This window comes from Staphylococcus chromogenes (assembly GCF_029024625.1).
In the GTDB taxonomy this organism is placed as follows: domain Bacteria; phylum Bacillota; class Bacilli; order Staphylococcales; family Staphylococcaceae; genus Staphylococcus; species Staphylococcus chromogenes.
Map to the genome: position 1 here is coordinate 1,295,544 of NZ_CP118953.1, position 16,281 is coordinate 1,311,824.

General features: G+C 35.2%; 17 protein-coding genes and 1 riboswitch. Of the genes, 7 read left to right on the forward strand and 10 right to left on the reverse strand.

Annotated elements, in window-relative coordinates:
- The first annotated feature begins 62 nt into the window (after window positions 1-62).
- The 5 genes from PYW36_RS06380 (at window position 63) to brnQ3 (ending at window position 5,331) form a co-directional block, all read left to right on the forward strand.
- The gene (locus PYW36_RS06380) at window positions 63-875 is read left to right on the forward strand and encodes a VOC family protein (protein ID WP_103159597.1); all 813 of its coding nucleotides are present in this window, start codon (window positions 63-65) and stop codon (window positions 873-875) included.
- A gap of 16 nt (window positions 876-891) precedes the next feature.
- A complete protein-coding gene (locus tag PYW36_RS06385; protein ID WP_037573629.1) occupies window positions 892-1,098 on the forward strand; it encodes a DUF6501 family protein in 207 nt (68 codons plus the stop codon).
- A 67-nt stretch (window positions 1,099-1,165) separates the two neighbouring features.
- Window positions 1,166-1,963 carry an ATP-binding protein gene (locus PYW36_RS06390; protein WP_229717277.1) on the forward strand — a complete coding sequence of 266 codons (798 nt, stop codon included), beginning with the start codon at window positions 1,166-1,168 and terminating at the stop codon, window positions 1,961-1,963.
- Window positions 1,964-1,974: 11 nt separating this feature from the next.
- Window positions 1,975-3,864: a vWA domain-containing protein gene (locus tag PYW36_RS06395; RefSeq protein WP_103159596.1), complete on the forward strand. Its 1,890-nt coding sequence runs from the start codon at window positions 1,975-1,977 to the stop codon at window positions 3,862-3,864.
- A gap of 120 nt (window positions 3,865-3,984) precedes the next feature.
- Window positions 3,985-5,331, forward strand: a complete 1,347-nt coding sequence (brnQ3, locus tag PYW36_RS06400) for a branched-chain amino acid-like transporter carrier protein BrnQ3 (protein WP_037573621.1) — start codon at window positions 3,985-3,987, stop codon at window positions 5,329-5,331.
- A gap of 136 nt (window positions 5,332-5,467) precedes the next feature.
- Here the strand turns inward: brnQ3 and PYW36_RS06405 are convergent, their stop codons facing one another.
- Genes PYW36_RS06405 through PYW36_RS06415 form a run of 3 tightly spaced genes read right to left on the reverse strand, consistent with a single transcriptional unit; the run spans window position 5,468 to window position 7,582 of the window.
- On the reverse strand, window positions 5,468-6,661 hold the full coding sequence (locus PYW36_RS06405) for a toxic anion resistance protein (protein WP_037573619.1): 1,194 nt from the start codon (window positions 6,659-6,661) through the stop codon (window positions 5,468-5,470).
- Window positions 6,658-7,293 (reverse strand): 5-bromo-4-chloroindolyl phosphate hydrolysis family protein, encoded by a 636-nt coding sequence (locus PYW36_RS06410; protein ID WP_037573617.1) that lies wholly within the window; start codon window positions 7,291-7,293, stop codon window positions 6,658-6,660. The genes PYW36_RS06405 and PYW36_RS06410 overlap by 4 nt, the downstream gene beginning before the upstream one ends.
- Before the next feature lie 19 nt (window positions 7,294-7,312).
- Window positions 7,313-7,582 (reverse strand): acylphosphatase, encoded by a 270-nt coding sequence (locus PYW36_RS06415; RefSeq protein WP_037573614.1) that lies wholly within the window; start codon window positions 7,580-7,582, stop codon window positions 7,313-7,315.
- Window positions 7,583-7,917: 335 nt separating this feature from the next.
- Here PYW36_RS06415 and msaA point away from each other — a divergent pair, with 335 nt between their 5' ends.
- Both msaA and cspA read left to right on the forward strand, forming a co-directional pair.
- Window positions 7,918-8,226 (forward strand): regulatory protein MsaA, encoded by a 309-nt coding sequence (gene msaA, locus PYW36_RS06420; RefSeq protein ID WP_037573611.1) that lies wholly within the window; start codon window positions 7,918-7,920, stop codon window positions 8,224-8,226.
- 178 nt (window positions 8,227-8,404) lie between these two features.
- Entirely contained in the window at window positions 8,405-8,605 is a 201-nt protein-coding gene (gene cspA, locus PYW36_RS06425) for a cold shock protein CspA (protein WP_001831260.1), read from the forward strand.
- A gap of 253 nt (window positions 8,606-8,858) precedes the next feature.
- On the opposite strand, the gene lysA is transcribed toward cspA, so the two are convergent.
- The 7 genes from lysA to PYW36_RS06460 all read right to left on the reverse strand — a co-directional run bounded on the left by lysA (window position 8,859) and on the right by PYW36_RS06460 (window position 15,870).
- Window positions 8,859-10,124, reverse strand: coding sequence for a diaminopimelate decarboxylase (lysA, locus tag PYW36_RS06430; protein ID WP_103158857.1), 1,266 nt, complete (start codon window positions 10,122-10,124; stop codon window positions 8,859-8,861).
- Complete coding sequence (gene alr, locus PYW36_RS06435) at window positions 10,121-11,191, reverse strand: alanine racemase (RefSeq protein WP_103158858.1); 1,071 nt, start codon at window positions 11,189-11,191, stop codon at window positions 10,121-10,123. The genes lysA and alr overlap by 4 nt, the downstream gene beginning before the upstream one ends.
- 2 nt (window positions 11,192-11,193) lie before the next feature.
- On the reverse strand, window positions 11,194-12,342 hold the full coding sequence (locus PYW36_RS06440; RefSeq protein WP_103158859.1) for a M20 metallopeptidase family protein: 1,149 nt from the start codon (window positions 12,340-12,342) through the stop codon (window positions 11,194-11,196).
- 188 nt (window positions 12,343-12,530) lie between these two features.
- Entirely contained in the window at window positions 12,531-13,250 is a 720-nt protein-coding gene (gene dapD / locus PYW36_RS06445) for a 2,3,4,5-tetrahydropyridine-2,6-dicarboxylate N-acetyltransferase (RefSeq protein ID WP_103158860.1), read from the reverse strand.
- 17 nt (window positions 13,251-13,267) lie between these two features.
- Complete coding sequence (dapB, locus tag PYW36_RS06450) at window positions 13,268-13,990, reverse strand: 4-hydroxy-tetrahydrodipicolinate reductase (protein WP_103158861.1); 723 nt, start codon at window positions 13,988-13,990, stop codon at window positions 13,268-13,270.
- Entirely contained in the window at window positions 13,987-14,865 is an 879-nt protein-coding gene (gene dapA, locus PYW36_RS06455) for a 4-hydroxy-tetrahydrodipicolinate synthase (RefSeq protein ID WP_037573597.1), read from the reverse strand. Before dapA ends, dapB begins: the two co-directional genes overlap by 4 nt.
- A 21-nt stretch (window positions 14,866-14,886) precedes the next feature.
- Window positions 14,887-15,870 (reverse strand): aspartate-semialdehyde dehydrogenase, encoded by a 984-nt coding sequence (locus PYW36_RS06460; protein WP_103158862.1) that lies wholly within the window; start codon window positions 15,868-15,870, stop codon window positions 14,887-14,889.
- A 118-nt stretch (window positions 15,871-15,988) separates the two neighbouring features.
- A riboswitch (Lysine riboswitch) is annotated at window positions 15,989-16,165 on the reverse strand.
- Window positions 16,166-16,281 lie beyond the last annotated feature (116 nt).

Below are 16,281 nucleotides of genomic sequence, written 5' to 3' on the forward strand. Positions count from 1 at the left end.
CGTTCTTTATGTTAAACTAAAGCATATACTCACTTTAATTAGAGGTCAGTGGAGGTCGTATCATGACGGGTATTCGAAGTATAACTCTAGCAACTCAAAATTTAAATCAAACAATCCAATTATTTCATCAAAAGTTAGGACTACATTTTGAAAAACGCGAAGGAGCCGTTCAATTTGGCGATGCTCTTCTTTCGCCTGGGACACGTATTCAGTTTGTCGAAATACCTGGAGGATTAGCTGAACAATATCAGCATTTTGATGCTATAGGTTTAAGAACACCTTCTGATGAAGGCATACAAACATATACTTCTATCTTGAACGAAGCCAACATCCCAACTTCTCAGCCAAGTCAATTAAATGGTCATGTATATATCGATTTTAAAGATGAAATGCATCAAAAATTTTCTATCTTTTCAAATGAACATAACACAGGTATCGGTCTTGGTGTCCCTGTTGAAAACAGTACCGTTAATCCACTACATCAAATTCAAGGCTTAGGGCCGGTTATTTTAAAAACAAATGAGATGATGATTACTTACTCACTTTTAACAAAAGTGTTTGATTTTGAACCTCTGGGTGAATACACTATAAATGATGGTCAAACGAAGGTCATTGTTCTACATAAAGACAATGGAGGCTTAGGTTCTGAAATTCATCTTTATGAAACTTCTGTACCAATTCAATTTCCTGAAGTAGGGATTGTAGAACAAATCGAGTTCACTGCTAAAGATGCAACGCAATTTGAAAATGCTTTGCAACAACTTGAGATGAATGAACTTCCGTATCAACAATTAAAAAATGAACAAGCGAAAACACGTGCTCTCCGTATCAGTGATGTGAGTGGTATTTCGTTTATTTTAACATTAGATGAATAATTGAAAGGTGATGCGTATGTTACATCAAACATGGAAAAATAATACACCTATTAAACAGGTGAAAGTTGTCCACACGGATGCAAAAAAATTCACAGTCAGTGATATGTTAACTGTTGGAAAAGTATATGATGTGGTTAATGAAACAGAAGAGTATTATCAAATTATAGATAATTCCGGTCTCGTCGGTGGCTACTATAAAGACTATTTTGAAGAAGTAAAATAATGAAAAATCAAAAGCGGGAGTACATTTGTACTCACGTCTTTTTTCTTGTAAGGAAAGGTGAATGAAAGTGACACAACAATTTAAGGGATATATAAACTCAGACGAAAACATTTTTGGGGACGCTGCTAAATTATTTGAATTAAACAAAAATATTTTACTAAAAGGGCCTACAGGTTCTGGCAAAACAAAACTTGCCGAAACTTTAAGTCAAACTTTGAATATACCTATGCATCAAGTGAACTGTTCCGTTGATTTGGATGCCGAAAGTCTGCTTGGATTTAAAACAATAAAAACAAGTGAAAACGGGCATCAGGAAATTGTTTTTATAGATGGACCCGTCATTAAAGCAATGAAAGAAGGTCATATTTTATACATTGATGAAATCAATATGGCTAAACCAGAAACACTCCCTATTTTAAATGGCGTTTTAGATTATAGACGTCAATTGACAAATCCATTTACTGGAGAGGTTATCCATGCTGCTGAAGGCTTTAAAGTCATTGCAGCAATCAATGAAGGTTACGTTGGAACATTGCCGATGAATGAAGCATTAAAGAACCGTTTTGTTGTGATTAACGTGGATTATATTGATGGAGAGACATTGCACGATGTTATTCGTGAGCAAAGTTTACTTAAAGATTCTCAATTGATACATCAAATTATCAAATTTAATGAAGACTTGAGAACGATGACTAAACAAGGACAATTGTCAGAAGAAGCAGCAAGTATTCGTGCATTATTAGACTTGAGTGACCTTGCAACTGTAATTCCAATTGAAAGGGCGATTCAAAGAACAATCGTTGATAAATTGGAAGATGAAAGAGAACAACAAGCTGTTCAAAATGCCGTAGAATTAAACTTTTAGAAGGTGATTACATGAGTGATCGTTTTATCTTATTTAATGATGAACAGTTAGATGCTATGAAAGTCATGATGCTACAAGATTTATCCCGTTTATTATTAAAAAATTCAGCTACACAAGTAAAAATTCATAAATTTCCATACTATGATGCACTTCAAAATGAAGTGATCTGTAGTTCATTTTGGTCTCATCGACCTGAACACATTGAAAAAACAGGATTAAAAACAGATGTCTTACTTGCAACATATAGTTACTTTAATATGTCGCCTCAAATCGTCAATGAAATCCTTAACAATGATGAAGGTTTCGAACACCCAAAATTCTACCGACAATTATTCAAACTCATTGAAGAAATGCGTATTTTAAATATTATTGAAAACCAAAGACCACGCACCTCTAAAATGATTAAAATGCGACGTGAAATTCGTCTTCAATATTGTCAGACACAAATTAATGTTTATCGTACAAAAACGATGTATACAGATCTTCTTTTTTTAAATTTAGAACAGGCTTTTTTAAACGAAAACTTTTATGATGTGCCTTTTGTTCACGATGATTTATCAGGGATTTTGGAACATATGTATCAGTACTTGCCTGACTTTTTTAATCTTCAGAGTAGTGAAGATGCGATGTATCTTACGCAACGGATTATGTTTCAAGTTGATCAATGGCTCAATGAGGATATGCTAAATGAATATTATCATATCCCTCGAAAAGTGTATGAAGTCCTTAGTGATTATACGTTGGACGATATTAAACGCATGGATGCTGCTAATGTTGATGGAGGTACTGATGAGTCTGACGAAGTAGAAACAGAATCTGTTGAAACTAAATCAGCTGATAGTGAAACTTCTGGTGGCGCTTATTTAGAAATGGAGTTACATGAAGGTCAAAATAGCGACGTATTAAATGATAACGAGACTGCAAGAGAAGGGGACAGTACAGACGACATGACAAATGTGTCTTCCAAAAAAGGCCAAGGTTCAAACGATGTACTTGATAGCGAAGAAGGCGGTTCACAGTATGGTCGATATCCATTATTAGCACTAAACGGCATTAATCAGTATGTCGATATACGTTGGCATCAGCCAGAGATACAACCCGAACATTTTGATGCCTATAAGCAAGTCCAACAATCCGTCCAATATGAAACACGTGATTTAATCGAAATCATTAAAAAAACAATTGACCGTGAATATCAAGATAAACGTGTTAACTTAATGAAAGGGCGCTTGCAAAAAAGCTTAATTAATTGGTTTGTTGATGATCAATACAAAGTCTTTTATAAAAAGGCAGATTTAAGTCAAAGTTTTGATGCGACATTTACGCTATTGATAGATGCTTCAGCAAGTATGTACGATAAAATGGATGAAACAATTAAAGGTGTTGTCTTATTCCATGAAACATTGAAAGCATTGAACGTTCGCCACGAAATACTCGCTTTTAACGAAGATGCTTTTGATGCTGATGAAACGCATCAACCAAATATCATCGATGAAATCATACAGTATCATCAATCCATTTATCCTAGCGAAGCCCCGCGTATTATGACTTTACGTCCACAAGACGATAATCGTGATGGTGTCGCAATCAGAATTGCAAGCGAAAGATTGTTATCGCGCTCTGAAAAGCAGAAGTTTTTAATTGTTTTTTCAGATGGTGAACCTTCTGCCTTTAATTATAGTCAAGATGGTATTTTAGATACCTATGAGGCAGTTGAGAACAGTCGTAAGCTAGGGATAGAAATATTTAATGTCTTTTTGAGCCAAGACCCTATCACTGAAGCAACTGAGCAAACCATTCATAATATATATGGCGCTTTTGCAATATTTGTAGAAGGGGTAGAAAACTTACCAAGTTTACTGTCTCCATTGCTTAAAAAACTATTACTGAAATCATTTTAGCGCATTAAAGCTCAAAATGGCGAAAATATTTTCTAATTTTCAGAATTTTTATAGACGCTATAATTTTTATGTGATAGAATGAAGCATAAATTTCAAAAGTTGGATTGAAGGAGCAGCAATATGAACAAAAATACACTTGTCATTGGGTTTATGTTATTCGCCATTTTCTTTGGAGCGGGTAACTTAATTTTTCCACCAAATTTAGGTCTTTCGAGTGGTCAATACTTTTGGCCCTCCATTATAGCATTTGTTTTAACTGGAATAGGATTACCACTATTAGGTATTGTAGTTGGGGCAATTGATAAACAAGGTTATATAGGTGCAATCAACAAAATACACCCTGCATTCTCAGTGATTTTCTTAGTCGCTATATATTTGACGATTGGACCGCTTTTTGCGATTCCTCGTACAGCATCAACATCATTTGAGATGACAATTACACCGATTATTGGGACGAGTAATCCAATTGCTTTATTTATTTTTACAGTTATCTATTTTGCACTTGTACTTTACTTGTGTTTAAACCCAGGTAAAATTGTAGATCGTATCGGTGCAATTCTCACACCATTATTACTGATTACAATTTTAGCAATGATTGTAAAAGGATTCATCGATTTCGGGGGCGGCCCTCAAAATCAGGCAGATCCAAAAATTTATTCATCAAATTTAGCAGGTTTTTCTAAAGGGTTTACTGAAGGCTATTTAACGATGGATGCCATTGCGGCCATCGCATTCTCGATGATTGTGATTAATGCGATAAAAGCTACAGGGGTTAAACATGCCAACCAAATTTTTAAACAAACTGCACTTGCTGGCTTAATCGCTGCTTTTGCATTAGCCATCATTTATATTTCATTAGGATTTATCGGTAACCATATTATTTTATCTGAAGCAACAATGAATAAATTGGTAGCCAACAATCAAAATATTGGTGCACATTTACTTGTCACAATGGCCAATACTGGTTATGGCGCATTTGGTAAATATTTACTAGGTATTATTGTGGCATTGGCTTGTTTAACAACAGCTTGTGGATTAGTCGTTTCCGTAAGTGAATATTTCCATAGTTTATTCCCTAAAGTTTCATATAAAATTTTCGTGATTATTTTTATATTAATTAGCTTATTCTTATCAAATCTAGGACTCAATGCAGTGATTCAATTATCTGTCCCTGTTCTTTCAATTGTGTATCCAGTCGCTATTACTACAGTTTTGCTTATATTAATCGCGCGTTTTATTCCAACACGTCGTATTACACAGCAAATCACTGTAGTCATTGTATCAATTGAATCTATTTTAAGTGTGATGCATACTAATGGATGGGCAAACTTTGGTTTTATCAGCAAATTGCCATTACACCAATTTGCACTTGAATGGTTTCCAATCATGATTGTTACATTAATTATTGCTTATGTTATTGGTGCTTTTGTCAAAAAATCAAAAGTCATCGTCTACGAAAAAGAATAGATACAAAAATCCCCATTTCGTTGGAAAATGGGGATTTTTATTCTCTATAAAAAACATTAAAGTAGGGCGTAAAACATTCAATTTCAAACCATTGATGCTATTTTCCGCTAATTAGAAACTCAATCTCTAAAATGCTCTATCTATATAAGTCCGTTTGGTTACGCTGATGCTCTGCATCACTTAAACGGCGACGAAGATTTGATTCCAATTGTTGCAAGTCTTTTTCAGCTTGCATTCGTTTTTGTCGACCTTCTGCTTGAATTTGTAAAGTTTCTTCAATCGTTTGAATAATATTATCTTGTGTTGTTTTTAGTGTTTCAATGTCGACAATGCCACGTTCATTTTCTTCTGCTGTCATTCTTGCATTTTGACGAAGCATTTCAGAATTTCGAATTAAAATTTCATTTGTGGTATCTGTCACCTGTTTTTGAGCGATAGCCGCTTTATTTTGTCGTTGCAATGTGAGGGCAATCGCCATTTGATTTTTCCATAGTGGAATACTCGTTAAAATCGAACTTTGGATTTTTTCGGCAAGCGCTTGATTGATATTTTGGATCATACGAATTTGTGGTGCAGATTGAAGTGTGATTTGACGAGATAACTGTAAATCATAAATTCGTTTTTCAAGACGATCCACAAATTGTTCCATGTCTGCAACATCTTGAACAGCCATTTGGTTGTCCTCTTGTTGAACCTTCGTGCGCATTTCAGGCAATACTTTAGTTTCTATTTCTTGTTTCTTTTGTTCTGCTGCTGCAATATAAAGGTTGAGGACATCGTAGTAATCTTTATTTTGTGTATAGAGTTGATCTAGCAATTTAATATCTTTAACAAGTAATGATTTATTTTTATCAAGTTCAACCGAGATTCTATCCACTTGTGCACTGACGGACTGCATCCGCGAAAAAAGCTGTTGCATAGAATTTTTAGAACGTTTAAATAATTTCTTTAACATGCCATCGTTTTTTTGAGATAGCTCTTCTGGATTCACTTCTTTTAACTTCTTCATTAAACTTTCTAACGTATCTCCAATAGGCCCAACGTCCTTAGATTGAATTTCGTTTAACATTTGATGAGAAAATTGCGAAAGATGTGATTGCGCATTGGCTCCGAAATGTAATAAGCTATCATGATCTAAGGGCTTAATTTGATTAGATAAACTTGTAATTTTCTCTTGATCTTGCTTTGAGAATTTAGGTTGACTAGATTGCGCAAGTCCCGTAGTTTCTTTTTGAGAATGATGCGGTGACAATGTATCATTTTCAAAACTGTTAAAGTATGAATCTAGGGGATGATTTTGCTCTGAGTTTGATAAATCATTTTCTCTCATTTTTCATGCTCCATTTCTTTCCGATTTTGATAAATCTTATTTAGCCTCATCTCTGTATCAAGTTGTTCATAGTCTTGTGCATTGACCTGTTTCAAATCAGCCACTAACGTACGTCTAACTTCTTCCAAAGTAATTCTTGTTTGTTGTAACATCTGACGCTCATCTTGAGATTTAACTGGCATCTTAGCTAAACGCGTGTAACTTTCAATTAAATTGAGCGCATTATCGATATGAGTATAATAAAAGCTTTCTACATTGAAGAATTGATTAGGGCGTTGACGTACAGTCATATTCACCGTTTTTGAAATACGATAAATATCATTCACTAATTTGAAATCATTGATTGAACGAACTTTTATAAACGTCTTAAATATGCGCTTTATTTTACTTTGTGCTGTGTTTACTTGATGATTAATATATCTGTAATCTTTTCTAGATAATTTTAACTCTTTCAAATAGCTTTTCGATGTTAATCTTTGAGTAGGGATATAACCTAATACAAATCCTGCCGAACCGATTAACATGTCATAAATAAAAGATATATCAAAAGTTAAAATACTTGTAAAAAAAGCAATAACTGCTACAGGAATCCCTACAAGTCCTCCGAAAAGTCTTGAAAATTGATATCTCATAGTCATCTTCCTTTTATATTCATTCAGTTTTAAATGTCGTTAAATGCTTGTTAATTTCACGCTCTTCAATAGTATAATCATTGACTTCTGATGCAGGAGACGCCCCGTGAGTCACCTCTTGAGTAAATGAAGATAAATCCTCAATTTCTCCTTGAGCATCTATTTCCACATGATCTTGAACATTTTTAACATAGCCTGTAATGTTGTATTTTTGTGCTAATTTTTGTGTAAAATAGCGAAAACCTACGCCTTGGACACGGCCATATACTTTTATGAATTGATGTTTCATATTAACCACCTCTTACTTCTAATTATACGGATTTCTTCGTTAAAAAACTAATAATTAGCCGGCGTTAAACGACTTCCTCATTTGAATAAAAACAAAACTTAATTGACTAACGATTAAAAATTTCATTACGGAAAAAGCGTCGAGTATTGCATAAGTGGCTATTGTTTTAATTCCTCAAGCGTTTCATTGGAAGTTGTGCTATTTTAGCGTGATAATAGGGCAATAGACAATCATTTACACTTAGCGTTATGATATTCATACATATTCACTTGCATTCTGGTAAAAAAAAGATTATTTTGAGAATTGCTATATTAGAATTATTGGAGGCTTTACATATGTGGACAGTAACAAAAATACGTACTGATTATGAGGGCTGGTGGTTATTTGAAGATTGGAAAAATCATATTATTGAAACTTATTGCTTTGACACATATGACTCATTTCTAAAAAATTATGAAAAACTTATCAAAGAGGCTAAAGCGAATTATGACAATTGTATAGTAGGGAAATATAACATGTATGCTTTTTACAATAATTGCGATATGAATTACTGTGAACATTGTGATGAAGATTTGCAAATATTTGATAGCTTTATCATTTTGAACAATGAAAAAATTTATTATAATTTACCTTTAATTGACTAAACTAAAAATTTTCATTTCGTTATTGCAAATCGTGTAGTGTTAACGTATAATAGTTTTTAAGCAATTGCATTATTCCATATTGCAAAGAATATTTTATCTGTTTACATTGTAAAAATAGTATTTTTTGTAATATGCGAATAGCGCATATTGAATTTTAGTCTTGGAGGTTTCACAGATTATGAAACAAGGTACAGTAAAATGGTTTAACGCTGAAAAAGGTTTTGGATTTATCGAAGTTGAAGGAGAAAACGACGTATTCGTACACTTCTCAGCTATCAACCAAGAAGGTTACAAATCATTAGAAGAAGGTCAATCAGTTGAATTTGAAGTAGTTGAAGGCGACCGCGGTCCACAAGCTGCAAACGTTGTAAAACTATAATAAATAGATGCAATATTGACTTATACAAAACAGTGAGGACTGCTTCACTGTTTTTTTATTTTTTTTAAATACTTTTCTTTTTAAAAGCATCTACAGTTTCTTTGAAGTCTATTTGAAATTATAACCTCTTTTAGAGTAGGGGAGCACACCTAAGCAATGTACGAATTTTATTTCAAAAAAGCATATAAGCCCGTTATAGTAAAATGTTAAGGGGCTTATATGCTTTTGGACAACGATGAAGTATTCTATTGTATTATTTAATGTCGTTAATAATTAGTTGGCGAAGGGATTGACGTTTAATCACTTCACGGGCTTTGCCGTTAGAAACAAAAAATACGGCTGGCTTTTGTATTTGATTATAATTTGATGCCATACTATAGTGGTATGCACCTGTTGATAAAACAGCTAAATAATCTCCACGTTTTACACTTTGCGGAAGCTGTGCTTCATGAATGAGAATATCTCCCGATTCACAGAGTTTTCCAGCTATTGTCACCGTTTCATTAGCTTCTTCATTTCTATTCACGAGTTTTACTTGATATTTTGCATCATAAAGTGCCGTTCTAATATGATCACTCATTCCGCCATCAACAGATACATATTTGTTAACGTTTGGAATCTCTTTGATAGATCCTACTTCATATAAAGTAACTGCTGCTTCTGCCACAATCGAACGGCCAGGTTCAATACTAATTGTTGGAACAGGGTAAGATAATGAAGTACAAGTTGACTTTATATTCTCCACAATTTCAGGAATACCTTCTTCAATATTGAAAGCGCGATCTCCATCGACATAATGAACACTAAATCCGCCGCCAATATTTAACAGGTCAATGTTTAAATCAATTTCTTTTAGCCATGTCAAAACGATTTTCGCCGTTTCTTTCATGCCTGTGGTTTCTTCAATTTGCGATCCAATATGAAAGTGAATACCTTTAAGATTTAAATGTTCACTCTTCTGAATTTGTTGTACGGCTTTATCTGCTAGTCCATGTTTTATCGAAAGACCAAATTTACTTTTTTCTTGGCCTGTCTGGATAAATTCATGGGTATGTGCCTCAACTCCAGGGTTTACACGAATGAGCACATCTACAGTTGAAGTAGCCAGTTCATCAATCAATTCTATTTCATCTAACGCATCAATAACAAAGTAGCCAATGCCACTTTCTAATGCGTACTGTATTTCTTCTTTAGTTTTGTTATTACCGTGAAAATGAATGCGTTCAGGTGCATATCCTGCTTCTAGAGCAGTATAAAGTTCACCTATAGAAACAACATCTAAATCGAATTTTTCTTCTTCAGCTAATTTAACCATTTGTATACATGTAAATGCTTTAGAGGCATAGGATAATATATAATCGACACCCGTTGTACTAAATGCCGTATGGTAGCGCCGCATTTGATGTCTTATCTGTTCTTCATCATAAACAATGGTAGGTGTGCCAAAGCTTTGCGCTAGTGTTTTTAAATTGGTATTCCCGAGTGTTAACTCTCCATTTTGATTATATTGTATCGTCATGATTGATACTCCTTTATTAAAGAATCTATGTTTAATGCACTTAATTGTTCCGAATTAGCTCCAACGCCTTTAAATGTATAATCATCTATGCGTAGTTCTGGACTGTATATCACAACTTCATCATTTGCCATCACGTCATCGTCAACTTCAACAAACATATGACTCATCATAAGGGCGCGAATAGGGTAACGCTTACCATGAATAAGTACTTCATGTTGCGCTCTTGTACGTAAAATGCCATCACCATACCCTACGTCGACAACAGCCAGCTGTGTCTTTTTTGGCGCAGTATAAGCAAAGCTGTACCCACAATGATCTCCTTCATTCACTGTTCGTACTTGAATAACATTGGCTTTGACGGTTAACGCTTGTTGTATATGTTCACGAGGCATTTGAGAAAAAGGACGAGAACCGTATAATGCAATACCTACGCGTGCATGCGTATGATGAGGGAAAAGTTGTTTTTCGCGCATATAACTTGCACTATTTTGCGCATGTATAAATTCAAATTGATAACCTTCTTGAGTGAGCACACTCACAATATTGAGCCATGCTTCTTTTTCTATTTCATAATCATTTACATCAAATTCATCTGCATAACCAAAATGAGTCCAAAGGCCTGTGATTTTCATTTTTTCATCTTGGTTTTTTTCGTGATCACGCAAAACATCTTGTATTTCTTCTAAGTTTTTCAATCCAGAACGATGTAATAAATTCTCAAATTCTAAGTGAACTTGAATATCATAAAGTTCATTTTTATATTGAAAGTAAAATTCCTTTGATGGTAATGTCATATGAATATTATGCTTACGTAGTAAATCAAACTCTCGACTCACATTCATTAGAAAAATAGTGGCGTGGGGGGCAATTTCTCTAATACGAATCGCTTCTGAAAGTGACGTCGTACTGAAAGTATGAATACCTTCATCTAAAAATGTACGCACTGCAAAAGTTAAACCATAATTATAAGCATTATTTTTAACTACCGCCATTACAGTGTTATCCTGAACAACATTTCTCACATTTTGTCGAAAAACTTGTTCATTTAATTGCCAAACTGCTGTCATAGTCACACCTCATTATAATTAAATAAAAGTCGTTCGTAATAATTAGCAATACGAATTAAAATATGTTCATCAAAGTTAAGATGTGGCGTATGTAAACCACTCACATATTGTTTTAATTCGTTTTTAGTCCCTACAAACACAAAATAGCTAGGCGCAATTTGGCCGTAAAAACTAAAGTCTTCTCCAAATAAATAAGGCGTTTCGTTTTCAATGACGGTGTTCCCATTGTATTCAATGCTTTCAACCACATATTTTTTTAATGACGGATCATTCATCGTAGGGGGATAGCCTTCTGCAAAATCTACTTTGCATTTGACCCCAAACAAACTATGAACGCTATCTACAATCTTTTGCATTTGCGTTTTTATAATACTTAAATCATCCATGCTATAAGTTCTGATTGTCCCTTCTAGGTAGCCATTTGATGGGACAGTATTGATGGCTTCTCCAGCATTAAAATGACCAATATGAACGATATTTCGCTGTAAACCATTTAAATGATACTGTTGAATTTGTGATAATTGCGTTATGACGTGATGTAAAGCTTCTCCAGCTGAACGTCCTTGTTCTTTATTGGCCACATGGCTCGATTGACCTTCTAAGTAAAAGCGATACTCTGTTGCGCTTGCCGTAATTTCGTCGTCTCTTATAGCAATTGCTCCTTCCTCTACAAATGGCATAACATGGACGCCGTAAATAGCATTGATTTGATAACGCGCAAGGGCATTGGCCTTTATAAGAAGGTTCGCACCTCCACCTGATTCTTCGGCAGGTTGAAAAATAAATACAACATTATGGGGGAGTTCGCCTTTATCGAAAAGGGCTTTGCAACGTTTGGCAAATAACATTAGTGCTGTTGTATGCCCGTCGTGCCCACACGCATGCATTTTATTATCGTATTTGCTTCGGTAATCCACCTCATTTTGCTCATGGATGGGTAGGGCATCAATGTCTGCACGAAAGGCCAAAGTTTCGTCACTTTCACCTTCTAAATATCCAATAATTCCAGTTTCTAATGGCCGTTCGTAAGGAATTTGAAGGGATGATAAAAAGCGTTCTAAATAAGCTGTTGTTTCATATTCTTCTAAACTTAGTTCCGGATGTTGATGTAGATGTCGACGATGTTCTGTTACAAATTGAAGTTCATCCATTGAATTTCACCTCTTTGTTCATGTAAAAAGGGGGAGAGGAATGCTCTGTCAAACACGGTCTTTAGACAGTAGCTTCTACTCATCCCCATCAATGTGCTTTATCTTATTCTATTTACCACTTTTCTTATCACTCACTTCATACATATCTGAAGTAAGTAGAACCTTGGAATGGTTTTCTTTGTTTCGCTTTAGTCATCTAATTTTCGCAATGCAGATACAATCTCACGTTTTGAGTCGGCAACTTCGTGAGTTTGTTTAATCACTTTAGCAGGAGTTCCCGCTACAACGGCTCCAGCAGGTACGTCTTGTGTAACAATAGCACCGGCTGCTACAATAGCACCTTCACCTACACGAACACCTTCTAAAATCACCGCATTCGCACCAATTAATACGTTATCTTCTATCACTACAGGTTCAGCACTTGGTGGTTCAATAACTCCAGCTAACACTGCGCCCGCACCAACGTGCACATTTTTACCAGTAGTGGCACGACCCCCAAGTGTGGCATTCATATCTACCATAGTACCTTCGCCAACCACTGCACCAATATTGACAGTTGCGCCCATCATAATGACAGCACCATCGCCAATCACAGCATGTTCACGAATAAAAGCACCCGGTTCAATGCGTGCATTAGTATTTGTTAAATCTTTTAAGGGGATAGCTGAATTTCTGCGATCCATTTCGATTTCTAGATCTTCGATGAGCATATGATTTTGTTCATAAAATGTTTTCCAGTCATCCGCTTCACAAAAAATGACTTTAGAGTTTTCCGAACCAAAAATATTGAATTGGTCTGGAAAAGTGATTTCACTAAATTCACCGTTAATGTAAACTTTTATCGGCGTCGACTTTTTAGCATCACTAATATATTGAATGATTTCTTCAGCTGTGAAATTTTTTACCATATTTTGATTCTCTCCCTTTATAAGTTATCAAATGTATAATACCCATTTTCTTTATGAATTAATTGTGTTGCCGCTTCTAGCGCTCCATTTGCAAATATATCTTTCGATTGCGCCCGATGCGTTAATGTAATGGTTTCGTCAATTCCAGCAAATAATACATCGTGTTCGCCAACGATTGTGCCTCCACGAATGGCATGAACACCTATTTCATCAGCATCACGTTTTTCTTGCTTTTCATCACGGTGATAGACAGGATAGCTTTTTTCACGTAATGATTTAATGACATCATATAATTTCACAAGCGTTCCACTCGGGGCATCAACTTTCTTATTATGATGTGCTTCCGTCAGCTCAATATCATAATCTTTAAGAAGGGGGACAGCCACTTCTAAAAGTTTTGTAAGAACATGAACGCCATAACTCATATTTGCGCTAAAAAAGACAGGCATCCGTTCACTTAGTTGTTGTAATTTGTCAGTAATTTGTTCTTTTTCACCAGTAGTCGCAATCACTAGAGGTAATTGGAAATTATCTTCTAACACTGGTAACAATAAGTCTGGATGCGAGAAATCAATAGCGACATCCGCCGAGTCTACTTCACTAATTTTAGTGAAAATAGGGTAGGGAAGGTCTTGGTTTTGTTGGCGCGCAATCACACCGACGATTTCGTGTCCTTTTTCTTCTGCTAATCGTGCAACACGTTGGTTCATTGCACCATAACCTATGAGTAAAATTTTCAAGATTGAACACCTACTTTGAATTGTTGATAAGCTTCTTTTAATTGTTGCTGTTCTGACTCATTTAATGGAACTAGAGGTAAGCGCAATTCATATTTGCCAAATCCTTCAAGTGAGGCTAAATATTTAATAGGTATTGGATTAATATCGATAGCCAATGCCTCTAAAAGTTCTGAGATAGGACGGAAACGAGATTCACGTTGATTAGCATTTGTATAGATCTCTTGAAATGCTTTTGGAATGACGTTTGCTACGACGGAAATAACGCCGTGACCTCCTTGTGCATAATAATTAACAATGTTATCGTCATTGCCACTATAAAGTGCAAATGTATTCGTATCGATTTTACTTTGAATTTCAGCCAAGTAGTCAAAATCGTTTGTTGCATCTTTAAGTGCGACAATATAAGGATTTTTACTCAAATGAACTAGCGTCTCGACTTCGATCGTTGAGTTTGTTCGAGAAGGGACATTATACAAAATTACTGGTAATTCTACCGCATTAGCAATCGATTCAAAATGCGCAATTAAGCCACGTTGACTTGTTTTCAAATAATAAGGGGTAATGAGCATTATTGCGTCAGCTCCGAGCGCTTTTGCGCGTAAAGATGCTTGTATTGACTTGTCAGTATTATTTGTGCCAGTGCCTACAATAATTGGCACACGTGATGCGTTAGTTTCTATCACTGTTTTCAAAATTTGATCTTTTTCATCATCAGTCAGTGTTGGATTTTCAGCCGTTGTGCCATTCACCACAATGGATTGTATGTCATTATCTATTAAAAAGTTTACTTGATTTTTAATCGCTTCATAATCCACTTTACCATTTGAAAAAGGGGTAATTAATGCCACGCCCGTTCCTTCAAAAATATGTGTCATAATATCCGACTCCCTTCAAAATTACGCTCTAAGTTTTAATACTTGTTCTAACACTTGTACAGCGTTTAGAGCTGCACCTTTTAATAGATTGTCTGACGTGCACCAAATATGAAATGTATTTTCTAAAGAGTCATCTTTACGTATACGCCCCACAAACACTTCATCTTTGCCAGTAGAGTGAATCGCTAATGGATACCCATTGCTTGATGGATCATCCACTAAAACCACGCGATCGTCTTTTTCAAACAAGTCGCGAATTTGGTCTACTGTCGTAGGTTGATCTAGCGTTACATTAATATGCACACTATGACTATCTTGAACAGGGACGCGAACGCAAGTTGCTGTCACTTTTAAATCAGGTGAGTTTAAAATTTTACGTGTTTCATCAATCATTTTTTGTTCTTCTTTAGTGTAGTCATTTTCTAAAAAAACATCGATGTGAGGTAACACATTATTATAAATTGGATGTGGGTATGCTTTAGGTTCAGCGCCATGTGCGCCATCTTCTAAATCTTTCTTTCCTTGCATTCCTGAACCTGATACCGCTTGATACGTTGTATAAGCGACCCGTTTTAAACCGAATGTATCTTGAAGGGGTTTTAATGGCACGACTGATTGTATTGTTGAACAATTAGGGTTGGCAATGATACCACGTTTAAACGTCGGCTCATTGACTTCAGGAACAATGAGGTCAATATCTTTAGTCATTCGCCATTGACTTGAGTTATCAATCACAAGCGCACCATGTTTTTCAAAAAGAGGGGCGAATTTTTCACTTGTACCACCACCAGCGCTCATTAACACGTAATCAAATTCGCCGTCAGTCGCTTCTTCTGTCAATTCTTGAACAGTGTAGGTTTTACCTTTAAAAGACACTTGTTGACCTGCTGAACGTTTTGAAGAAAATAAAATCAATTCATCAAAAGGGATTTCTTTACGTTCAATTGTTTCTAATATTTTTGTTCCAACTAATCCTGTTGCACCTACAACTGCTAATTTTGTCATATCATTCACTCCATTTAATTTAATGTTTAATTGATGAGAAACATGTCACTCATGCATGATTGATACTCTTGAATATACAAAAAAACAAGTTCGGTGTGCGAACTTGTTAGTCTTTATATACAAGTGATGCACTCCATTATCCGCAAATAATGACAGATTCTCAGCTCTTAACCATAGAATCCAACAAACAGTCCCTGCAAATTCTGTTTATTTCGGCATCTCACCCTTTCGACATATCTTGCTTGCAGACAAAAACGATATGGCTACTCATGATTAATGCGCCTCATCAATAATGATTTAATTGTTATGAGTCTCATTATACATAGCGCAACTCTTCATGTAAACAGAAAAGGGGGATTTTTTGAAATTTACTGAAAATTGAAAGGTAAAAAAATGTTATCCCATACGAAA